Annotated in this window: 12 protein-coding genes; 4 read left to right on the top strand and 8 right to left on the bottom strand. The window is 31.8% G+C overall.

Going from position 1 to position 9,322, the window contains the following annotated elements:
- The coding region (locus PBA01S_RS07780; RefSeq protein WP_164744120.1) for a 23S rRNA (pseudouridine(1915)-N(3))-methyltransferase RlmH at positions 1 to 182 on the top strand (182 nt) is incomplete at its 5' end.
- Here the strand turns inward: PBA01S_RS07780 and PBA01S_RS07775 are convergent.
- Together PBA01S_RS07775 and PBA01S_RS07770 are read right to left on the bottom strand one after the other, a co-directional pair.
- Positions 154 to 1,719 (bottom strand): recombinase family protein, encoded by a 1,566-nt coding sequence (locus PBA01S_RS07775; RefSeq protein WP_127575735.1) that lies wholly within the window; start codon positions 1,717 to 1,719, stop codon positions 154 to 156. The genes PBA01S_RS07780 and PBA01S_RS07775 overlap by 29 nt on opposite strands.
- A gap of 120 nt (positions 1,720 to 1,839) precedes the next feature.
- Complete coding sequence (locus tag PBA01S_RS07770) at positions 1,840 to 2,718, bottom strand: recombinase family protein (protein ID WP_127575734.1); 879 nt, start codon at positions 2,716 to 2,718, stop codon at positions 1,840 to 1,842.
- A gap of 84 nt (positions 2,719 to 2,802) precedes the next feature.
- On the opposite strand from PBA01S_RS07770, the gene PBA01S_RS07765 reads away from it, so the two are divergent.
- Both PBA01S_RS07765 and PBA01S_RS07760 read left to right on the top strand, forming a co-directional pair.
- Complete coding sequence (locus PBA01S_RS07765) at positions 2,803 to 4,398, top strand: RNA-directed DNA polymerase (RefSeq protein ID WP_164744119.1); 1,596 nt, start codon at positions 2,803 to 2,805, stop codon at positions 4,396 to 4,398.
- A complete protein-coding gene (locus PBA01S_RS07760) occupies positions 4,395 to 5,108 on the top strand; it encodes a hypothetical protein (protein ID WP_127575732.1) in 714 nt (237 codons plus the stop codon). The genes PBA01S_RS07765 and PBA01S_RS07760 overlap by 4 nt, the downstream gene beginning before the upstream one ends.
- A 111-nt stretch (positions 5,109 to 5,219) precedes the next feature.
- On the opposite strand, the gene PBA01S_RS07755 is transcribed toward PBA01S_RS07760, so the two are convergent.
- The 5 genes from PBA01S_RS07755 to PBA01S_RS22730 all read right to left on the bottom strand — a co-directional run bounded on the left by PBA01S_RS07755 (position 5,220) and on the right by PBA01S_RS22730 (position 6,942).
- A complete protein-coding gene (locus tag PBA01S_RS07755; protein WP_127575731.1) occupies positions 5,220 to 5,486 on the bottom strand; it encodes a hypothetical protein in 267 nt (88 codons plus the stop codon).
- A 145-nt stretch (positions 5,487 to 5,631) separates the two neighbouring features.
- Positions 5,632 to 5,829, bottom strand: a complete 198-nt coding sequence (locus PBA01S_RS07750; protein WP_127575730.1) for a hypothetical protein — start codon at positions 5,827 to 5,829, stop codon at positions 5,632 to 5,634.
- Between the two features lie 62 nt (positions 5,830 to 5,891).
- The gene (locus PBA01S_RS07745; RefSeq protein WP_127575729.1) at positions 5,892 to 6,446 is read right to left on the bottom strand and encodes a hypothetical protein; all 555 of its coding nucleotides are present in this window, start codon (positions 6,444 to 6,446) and stop codon (positions 5,892 to 5,894) included.
- A gap of 14 nt (positions 6,447 to 6,460) precedes the next feature.
- The gene (locus PBA01S_RS07740; protein ID WP_127575728.1) at positions 6,461 to 6,757 is read right to left on the bottom strand and encodes an SHOCT domain-containing protein; all 297 of its coding nucleotides are present in this window, start codon (positions 6,755 to 6,757) and stop codon (positions 6,461 to 6,463) included.
- Positions 6,652 to 6,942, bottom strand: coding sequence for a hypothetical protein (locus tag PBA01S_RS22730; protein WP_164744118.1), 291 nt, complete (start codon positions 6,940 to 6,942; stop codon positions 6,652 to 6,654). Before PBA01S_RS22730 ends, PBA01S_RS07740 begins: the two co-directional genes overlap by 106 nt.
- 129 nt (positions 6,943 to 7,071) lie before the next feature.
- On the opposite strand from PBA01S_RS22730, the gene PBA01S_RS07735 reads away from it, so the two are divergent.
- Entirely contained in the window at positions 7,072 to 7,275 is a 204-nt protein-coding gene (locus PBA01S_RS07735; RefSeq protein WP_127575727.1) for a CopG family ribbon-helix-helix protein, read from the top strand.
- Between the two features lie 432 nt (positions 7,276 to 7,707).
- Here the strand turns inward: PBA01S_RS07735 and PBA01S_RS07730 are convergent, their stop codons facing one another.
- Complete coding sequence (locus PBA01S_RS07730; RefSeq protein ID WP_127575726.1) at positions 7,708 to 9,126, bottom strand: hypothetical protein; 1,419 nt, start codon at positions 9,124 to 9,126, stop codon at positions 7,708 to 7,710.
- Positions 9,127 to 9,322 lie beyond the last annotated feature (196 nt).

Below are 9,322 nucleotides of genomic sequence, written 5' to 3'. Positions count from 1 at the left end.
GGAGCCATGTCGTGTTCGTCATCGGCGGGAGCCACGGGCTCGCCGATGCGGTACTCCGCCGTGCGCAGCAGCGGCTGTCGTTCGGGCGCATGACGCTGCCCCACCAGCTCATGCGCCTGGTGCTCACCGAGCAGATTTATCGCGCGGTGAAGATCAATCGGGGGGAACCGTATCATAAGTGAGTATAACGTTTTTATCCTGCTCCTCAGTGACATGCTGATTTGGCACTTCAAATTTGAACTCAATACTTTTTAAAGTTTTGTCTGGATTGAGCTTGATGCACTCTATCAGTGATTCCATTAGCTGTTTTTTTAGCTGTGCATCTGCATTTTCCATTAGCTTGTCAAAGTTATCTAGTACAAAACGAATTTCATTAGCATTAAACGATGTATTTAATGCTTTGACAAGCTCCAACTCCATTTCTTGCCTCTTTGTAGTCAATTCTATTAAGCTCTGTTCTATTAATGATTTGAATTCCTTGTAGTCATCATATGTGATCTCCTTTAGAACAAATTCTTGTTTAATTTCATTTAATCTAGAATTAAGTTTAGCAATCTCTTTTTCAGTAACACTTAGTTGTTTATGAATTAATCCAGAATCAATATTATTGTTTGAATTCAATTCTTTTACGACATCATCAATAATTCTTTCATTAGAGATGATATGTTTAATGCGTAACAAAACTTCTTGTTCTATAAATTTTGCTCTCACATTATTTGGACTACATTCTCTTTTATTAACATAAGAACTACATTTGTAGTAACCCCCATGAGTGTTGTTTTTCTTACGTTGTCCTGTTGGTTGATAATTCATTCTACCCCCACATCCAGGACATTTCAATAATCCAGAAAGCATGTGTGGATTTGAAGGCATTCTTCTTGTTTGAAAACGATTTTGTTCAGTAATGATTTGAGCATTTTCATAAGTTTCTTCGTCAATAATAGCTTGATGAATGCCTTTAACTAGTACATAATCGGTTTCCTTCTTACGTTTTTCACTATGATCATAGTTTGTAGTTCTTCCATAGCGAATGTAGCCTTTATAAACAGGATTATTAAGAATAGTTTTAACTGCAATTGGTGTGAATGATTTCCCAGTTTTAGTTTTGAGATTTAGCTGATTTAAAGTGTCTCTAATTTTGACACACCCATTACCATTAACATACATATTAAAAATCATTTGAACTATTTTTGCTTCTTCGTTATTAACAATCAACTCTTTATTAACGTTGTCATATCCAAGAACTTTTCCACCATTCCATCTTCCTGATCTTGCAACTTGTGCCATGCCTAATTTCACGTTATCAATAGTGGTATTACGTTCAAATTCTGCAATACTGCCCAGTACTTGTAAGGTTAATTTCCCTACTGCTGAGCTAGTATCAAATTTTTCACTAAAACTGCTAAAGCTAATGCCGAACTGTTCAAAATGCTCAACCAGAACAAGTAGATCTTTCAGGTTTCTGGAGAGCCTAGAAATTTTCCAAACTAATACGATGTCAAACTTACCTTTAGTGCAGTCCTTTAGTAGTTCTTGTAGTGCAGGGCGATCTGTATTCTTCCCGCTTTTTCCATCATCAATATATTTTCCAGCAATTGAGTAATTATAGGTGTCACAGTATTTCTTGAGCGTTTCTTCTTGGGCTTCAAGACTGTAGCCTTCTTTTGCTTGCTCCTCAGTACTTACACGAATATATATAGCGACCTTTTCTATTTTCATATGAACACTTCCTTTTAATATTTTGAGCGTATCGATAATTATATTAGCCAGCTTGAAATCTTAAATAATATTTAATAAGAAGTTTGACCTAAATCTAATAGAAAACCCCAGATCATTCAGTTACTTGACTGAATAATGATCTGAGGTATTAATCTGGTATTTTCTTTTTTGTTCCCTAAGTGCTTGTACTTTATTAAATAACTGTTTAGAAACTATTGCAGGAATCGAAGCTTTAACTGTAATTTGATTCTTTTCTTTTTTGCCATCATAAGTGAGTAGTCCAATATAAGCGGTGTTTCGCAATATATAACATATTGAAGTCCTTGACCATATTTTATGATGCTCAGAGCTTCTAGAATCGCTCTCAGACTGTTTTTGTAATGAGTTAATGTATTTTGCAATATAAGCATAACTTTTGCCCTCAGAGTACATCTGGAACATCTGACGAACAATTTCCGCTTCATACTCATTTACAATAAAATTTCCATTATGAATTGTGTAGCCATAAGGAACTTTTCCACCTGCATACTTGCCTGACTTTGCTGTAACTATACGACCTGAGCGAGTTCTTTCGTTTATAAGATTACGCTCAAATTCTGCAAAGCTACCTAGCATTTGAAGTGTAAGCATTCCTTGTGGTGTAGATGTATCGAAGTTTTCAGAGACGCTAATAAAAGCGACATTGTGAGGTTGTAAATCATCTTCAATCATAATGAGTAAGTTCTTTAAGTGACGATGTATTCTATCTGATTTAAAAACGACAATTGCATCAATTTCGTTACCTTTGTCTTGAGCAAATTCAAGCATTTTAGCATATTGGACTCTTTCGTCAATTTTAGAGCCTGATTTTGCTTCATCGACAAACACTTCTTTTAATTTCCAGTTTTGGCTGGTACAATAGGCATAAATACGCTTCTTTTGTTCTGCTACTGAAGTATTATCTTTTTGAGTCTCTGAGCTAATACGCACGTAACCAACTACTTTATCTATCTTTTTCATTCTTATTCACCCACTAAAAACGTTTGAATTAATAGTATTAAAATGAATAAAAATTGTACACAGTATAAACTACGGGAGGTTAATATGAAAAAGTTTTTTGAATTTGCAGTTGAAAACATTATCAAATTTGGTGATACTGATATTTTTCCTTTCCCTATTGAAAATCATTTGTTTTATGACTTAAAAGATGAAACTGTTTCTTTATTATTAGATATTTTTGCTGATTTTGATAATTTCGTAGTTGATAACTCACCGCAAAACGAAAGTATGCTAGCTCCCTCTGGATATACTGGATTCCGGTGGGCTACTCAAATTGACCCTATATGGAATGCTTACTTATTAGGTCTAGTACTTTCAATTTCAGATAAGATTGAGGAAGCTAGAATACCTAAAGATAAGGATAAGGTTTTTTCTTATAGAATTCAGCTTAATGAAACTGAGAAGACTATATTTGATAATAATTATGGATGGCTACAATTTCAAGAAACATCAATTAAGCGAGCATACCAATATAAGTATGTACTAATATGTGACTTATCTCATTTTTATTCAAATGTGTATCATCATCGTTTAGAAAATTCTTTAGCTAAACTTGATATCCAAGATAAACGAATAGAAAAAAATATTATGGAGTTACTTCAGAGATTTTCTAACATTAAATCTTACGGTCTTCCTATTGGAGGACAAGCAGCTAGAATCCTTGCCGAATTACTCCTTAATAGAACGGATAAATTACTGCGATCTAAGTCCATAGAGTTCTGTAGGTATGTCGATGATTATCATATCTTTGCTAATACAGAAAATGAATTATACGAACATCTTTTATATTTATCAAAAATTCTCATGGAAAATGAAGGACTATCTTTACAAAAATCCAAAACTAGAATAATTAGCTCTGAAGAATTTATTTCATCTACGAAGTATAACATTCAGGGCGAAGATCAAGAAAACCCATCTAGACACAATTTATTTTCCATTAAGTTAAAATATGATCCTTATTCATTAACAGCTAGAGAAGACTATGATAGTTTAAAAAGTCAAATTGATAAGCTTGATATTATTGGTATTTTAAGCGACGAACTCAATAAAAGTCGAATTCATTCTCCTACAATGAAAAAGTTAATAAGTGCTATAAAGTATCTTGATATAGATTCTAAAAATTCTACAATAAGAGCTCTTACAGAAAACTTAGAACTACTCGTTCCTGTCTTTCCTAATGTTATGATTCTAATTAATGATTTATTTGATGAGTTAAATGAAGAACTTCAAAATGATATCTGTACACTACTACAACGACATATAGAGGATAAGACATTTATTATGCAAGTAGAACTAAATATAGCATATGCTCTAAGAGTTCTATCACATAAGTATAGTGATGAGAACGAAGATTTATTAATTACTGTTTATAGAAATACAGAGAGCAGACTAATCAAAAGAGATATCATTTTAATTATGGCTAAGTGGGGATCAGATTTTTGGCTTTCTGATTTAAAAAATCGTTATCATAGCTTGGATGTTTGGGAAAAACGTGGATTTATAATGGCTTCGTATTACTTAGGTGATGAAGGCAAACATTGGAGAGATCATTTTAAAGAAGAGTTCTCTCCAATCTTTATATTGTATCGTAATTGGGTCGCAAAGAAAATTCAAACTAAAGGGTGGAAGCTTCCTATATGATTAGTGAAAAGGAATTTATCTTTAATTTCAGTTTTTTTTGGAAGAGTATCTTACCTACTAGTAGTTTATTTCTAAAAAAAATTAATGATGAACTTTACACAAAAGAATATGAGTATCTGAACAGTGGAATTACTGGAAGAAGACGATCTTTCATAAGTTACGTTAGTTTTCAAATTTATGTATGTTTTGCAAATAAACAATACCAGGAAGATCAATTTACTTTTGAAACTTACAAGTTAATTGAACCAGAGTATATAAAGAGATTTTGTGAATTGGACTCTGATGATTCTGAAATAACATTACCATTAAATGTTATAGAATATGAAGAAACAATGATATTAGCTCAAAGGCTATATAAATTTTTTTCTTCTAACTATAATAATCAAATTGTAACTAACCCTGCCTTTAAAGGATGCGGTTACTTAAATAATTGTTATGGAGATATTATAGCTGATGATACTCTATATGAAATAAAAATGGTAAATAGAAATTTCAGAATTCAGGACTGCAAACAATTACTAACATACAGTGCATTAAATTATGCTACAAAACAGTACCAAATTAACAATGTTGCATTATTTAATTCTAGGAGTGGTAAACTCGTAAAAATGAATATTGATGATTTTTGCTTAACTCTTAGTGGTAAATCTGCTACGTTTCTATTTGGAGAGATAATAGAGTTTATATCTGGTGGTGGAGTTTCTAGATAAGATTTATTGTCCAAATAATTAGAATTACTTGGACAAAAAAGCAGCTTAATACCACGTCATTATTAGCAAGATTGTATAGGGTTATTAAAAGAATAAGGACTGTGAGAGTATTTAATCACAATTCTTCTTCTTTGTTATTTGTTTTGCTGCTTCAATTCCTTTTGCTGTAAGAATGGCATGTGTAGCATTTATCATTTCTAATTCGTAACCTTGCATCTTGTTGGTAACATCTAAAAGTGGATTAGCAAGACCTTTATTTTGATTAGCTATAGATTGCATCCAGTTACTAAGATGTATTGGTGTAGGGTGATATTGATAAAAATAAGTAAGCACGAATTTGTAGACTTCACTATTGCCATGAATATATTCAAGATTCATCTTCTCACCTCTTTACATAGTAGGTTTATCTAGTACATCTCTATTAACAAAAGTGATACTACATATAGTTTCTTATTTAACTACTTGTAGTATCACTTTTGTTTAGTATGACTTGTTAGGTATAAGGCTGCTCAATATACAATTGCTAACCCTCTACGATCTCTACTTCAATCAATCCTGTGTCAATCATCTTGCCAATTAGTTGATTTAGTTTGTTATCCAAATAGATCAAATTTTGCATGTCCTCATTCTGTAATGGTGCATGATGCTGTTTCTCTAATAAAAGGTTCTTCTCTTTAACAGTATCAATATATACTTTGATTAACTCATCTTTTGTGGCCATTGTTCCAACTCCTTAACATTAGTTGAAACTTATCTTACTGTGCGGGTTTTGACGCGTACATTTTATTTTGTAGTTAGTACATCTATCGTAAAGCTACCATTCCATTCATTTGCATCACTCACAATTTTAAGTGCATCTTCAAACACATGACTTATATTAATTGACTCTCCAAGCTTTAATGGCTTGTCACCATTCTCTGCATAAATAACTGTATACGGAATATAGTCAAGTTTACGTCCGGCGTCATTATATAAGTTGATATGCATTAAAATCCATTGAAGTTCAATATTTGAGTCATTCTTAATTATTCCATTCACTACAATATCTTCGCCTTGTTTTGAGACAATAATTTTATCAATCATGACATTCATTGTAGATTTTGATTTATAGTCTGTCAGAATATATTCATTAAATTCATTCGATATTTTTTGATTAATCTCTAGGTGTTCTAAAGGATGCTTATCTGTGGTTTGGATAATTTTATCATCCTTGCTGGTCACTACTGTGCTGTTTTTACTTGAACCTCCAAATAGTGTATCGTAAAAAACGACTACTAATGTAACATTAGCTACGATGAGAAAAAGCATAATTGTTGCTATCCAGACTCTTTTTTTCATTGTTCACCTCAGTGTTAAATTCTTTTCAATAGTTGTGCTTTTTTATCTTCATACTCAGAAGCAGTAATCAGCTTTTTATCTTTTAGAACTGCAAGCTTTTCAATTTGATCATATACATCGTTAGAGCTTCCAGTCATATCTTTCTTACCTATTCGTTTTCTGACTTCCTTCACAAATTGTTCTGGTTCTCCCTTTGCAATCCACTTCATAGTTGCCTTATTTCCAGAAGCAAAAATCGTAATTGTATAACCAGTAAAAAAGCCTTTGCTAATTTCAACCGAACTGATTGTTGAATACGGAAAGACTTCCATTTCATATCCTGCAAACTTTTTCCGTAAAAAATCACTCTCTTGTTAGTTGCTGCAAAAACACCGCTTCTGATTGCTTCTTGACCTAGTGATTTACCAGTATAGCTGCCAAAAGCAACACAAATAAGTTTCTCTTCTGATTCTAAATGTTTTTTCACTTCTAGAGTTAATGATTGAATTGATGCCATATGTAATCACCTACTGTTTTGGAATTATTTTACCACAATTAAACACTTATTGTAATCATAAATGATTGCAAAATGTACTCTGTATAGCGCTTCTTATTATTTCTATACTGGTATAAGAGGTGAACGCAAATGAATAATGACGATTTTATTGTGACACCAAAAGAAAAGTCCGTTACGATAACGATTCGTGTAGATAAAGCAATAGCTGATAGTTTAGATGAGCTTGCTCTTAAAAGTGATCGTTCCAGAAATGAATTAATTAATATGGCACTAGAATATGCTTTGAAGAATGTCAAATTTAACAATAGTGCTAATGAAAAGAAACGCAAATAAACCAGTCGATTGACTGGTTTTTGTGTTATATATAATAAATACAGTTTGACCTATCATTTTCATGATGTGTCAGAAGCTTCTATTTTAATCTTGGGTAGCTTAACTACTCAATTACGAATAATTTATCGTTTGAATATTTAATAGCTTCTAGGGCTTATCTACGCCTATCATAATAGCTAGTCATGCTGTCACAATACTTGTTGGTTGAGTAAAAAAATAGTAAAAGGTATTTGAAATTAACAATCTTGAAAAAGAAGGAAGGGGGATTATAGGGGGTAGGTAGATAGAGATTTTCTTTTATTCTTTATCTTCTAAAGAAGATTTCAGAATAAAAGATATATCGGTGATGTTTCCATCACCGATTCATTTATTTGTGTAACAAATAAAAATTTCCAAATATTATATCCAAATTAAAAATTTACATGTTACACGTTACATTTCTAAATATTCATCTTTAATATCATAACGTTCTGCTAATTGGTTAATAACATCAGTATCAAGTTGATAGTATCGTTTTGTTTTTCCATAATTCATGGTTTTTTGTTGTAAATTAAGTTTGGATAACTTTTTACCTAAAGTATTTTTATTTACATGCTCAGAGATATCTCTATTTTGATGATCTGCATAAAACTGATATATTGAATCATTTGAATACCATGAATAATTATCTTTTTCAATATCTGGCCTAACTCTTGTAACAAGTCTGTATAAGAAAATAATTAATTTAGTACCATCATGCTCAAGGTAATTGTCATATTTTCTTTCTTCAGAGCTTTTATTCATAAGATCATGAAGTTCGTCTGTGTAAGATGTTGCATATTCTAAATCAATATGAAATGCCATTGTTGTAAGTGGAAACCATAAGTCTTTTTCCCTGTCAGTTATGGTCTCTGGTAAAGTTATATTCCAGCTTCTTCCTACATATTTTGCTGAAATTTCAGAAGCATGTGTAAGACCGTAAAGATACAGCATTTCTTTTAGCTTCTGAATACTCTTCTTCTCTTCATTTGGATAAAATTTACGTCTCTCTACATTCTTTGGCTTTTTAAGCATTCTTATAGTAATGCAACGCTCTTTAAGGGTATCTTGAATTTCATTAATACTAGCAAGAGCTTTTGGACAATAAACATGAAACATTTCTGGTTCAAAGTCATCATTATTCCGTTTACTCTTTGCAAGCTTACTATCTGTATGAAATCCTGCTCTTAAAATACTGCCTAGATCAGTTGCCTTTGTTTTTTCTAACATTTCAAATTCATCAATAAACAATGTTGGTGATGACGTTTCAATTAAACGATAAAGTGAAGCTGTAGAAGAGGCTGCATCTAGTAATAACCCATTGAAAGACAGTTTACTCAATAAAGTTAACAATGTTGATTTGCCGCTTCCCTTTTCAGCATTAAGCCAAATGTAAGGATAATAAGTAAAGCATCTAAAGTGGTATGTACCCATAATCCATATTGCTAAGAAATCGTATAAACGATCATCATCTAAATAAACAAATTCTGAAATATATGATGCCAGTTTATCAACCAAAAGTCTTGTATTCACTATGTGGCTGGACTCGTAGCATTGTTTAATGATTGTTGGTGACAATTCTTGAATTGGGGAAGTTTTACGAATCTCGCCTATATTGAACCTTGTTTTTGCATCATTTTCATTTAATAATTCAACTTGGAAATTGCTGTTGCTCGTCAGAAATAACCAATCTTTTTTATTGTTGGTTAGATATCCATAGACTAATGAATTATTTACATAGTCTTGTGCTGGAAATAGCTTTTCTGTAGCTGCTTCTAGCAGATTTAGCGCTTCAACTGTACTTTTGTTCGTTCTAGATTTTATGATTTTCATATTTTCTATCTCCTTTTAATTTAGATTGCATTAAGTATTATATGAACGGACCTATATAACTAAACAAAGGAGAAGAAAAATTTTGATAATTTACTTTAGATCTTGTAACGTGTAACGAATCTGCACAATTCAATGCTTGCAAGCACTTTTTGCGTTACATTAATCAAGTTAATGTTACAATAAAACTGAAATTAGA

This window comes from Paenibacillus barengoltzii NBRC 101215 (assembly GCF_004000745.1).
In the GTDB taxonomy this organism is placed as follows: domain Bacteria; phylum Bacillota; class Bacilli; order Paenibacillales; family Paenibacillaceae; genus Fontibacillus; species Fontibacillus barengoltzii.
The sequence above is the reverse complement of the archived record's forward strand: the minus strand, read 5'-3'. Positions and strand labels throughout refer to the sequence as shown.

Bases quoted from the DNA above. Each gene is read 5' to 3' on its own strand.
- PBA01S_RS07775 (WP_127575735.1), bottom strand. From the start codon at position 1,719: ATGAAAATAGAAAAGGTCGCTATATATATTCGTGTAAGTACTGAGGAG.
- PBA01S_RS07770 (WP_127575734.1), bottom strand. From the start codon at position 2,718: ATGAAAAAGATAGATAAAGTAGTTGGTTACGTGCGTATTAGCTCAGAG.
- PBA01S_RS07765 (WP_164744119.1), top strand. From the start codon at position 2,803: ATGAAAAAGTTTTTTGAATTTGCAGTTGAAAACATTATCAAATTTGGT.
- PBA01S_RS07760 (WP_127575732.1), top strand. From the start codon at position 4,395: ATGATTAGTGAAAAGGAATTTATCTTTAATTTCAGTTTTTTTTGGAAG.
- PBA01S_RS07755 (WP_127575731.1), bottom strand. From the start codon at position 5,486: ATGAATCTTGAATATATTCATGGCAATAGTGAAGTCTACAAATTCGTG.
- PBA01S_RS07750 (WP_127575730.1), bottom strand. From the start codon at position 5,829: ATGGCCACAAAAGATGAGTTAATCAAAGTATATATTGATACTGTTAAA.
- PBA01S_RS07745 (WP_127575729.1), bottom strand. From the start codon at position 6,446: ATGAAAAAAAGAGTCTGGATAGCAACAATTATGCTTTTTCTCATCGTA.
- PBA01S_RS07740 (WP_127575728.1), bottom strand. From the start codon at position 6,757: ATGGAAGTCTTTCCGTATTCAACAATCAGTTCGGTTGAAATTAGCAAA.
- PBA01S_RS22730 (WP_164744118.1), bottom strand. From the start codon at position 6,942: ATGGCATCAATTCAATCATTAACTCTAGAAGTGAAAAAACATTTAGAA.
- PBA01S_RS07735 (WP_127575727.1), top strand. From the start codon at position 7,072: ATGAATAATGACGATTTTATTGTGACACCAAAAGAAAAGTCCGTTACG.
- PBA01S_RS07730 (WP_127575726.1), bottom strand. From the start codon at position 9,126: ATGAAAATCATAAAATCTAGAACGAACAAAAGTACAGTTGAAGCGCTA.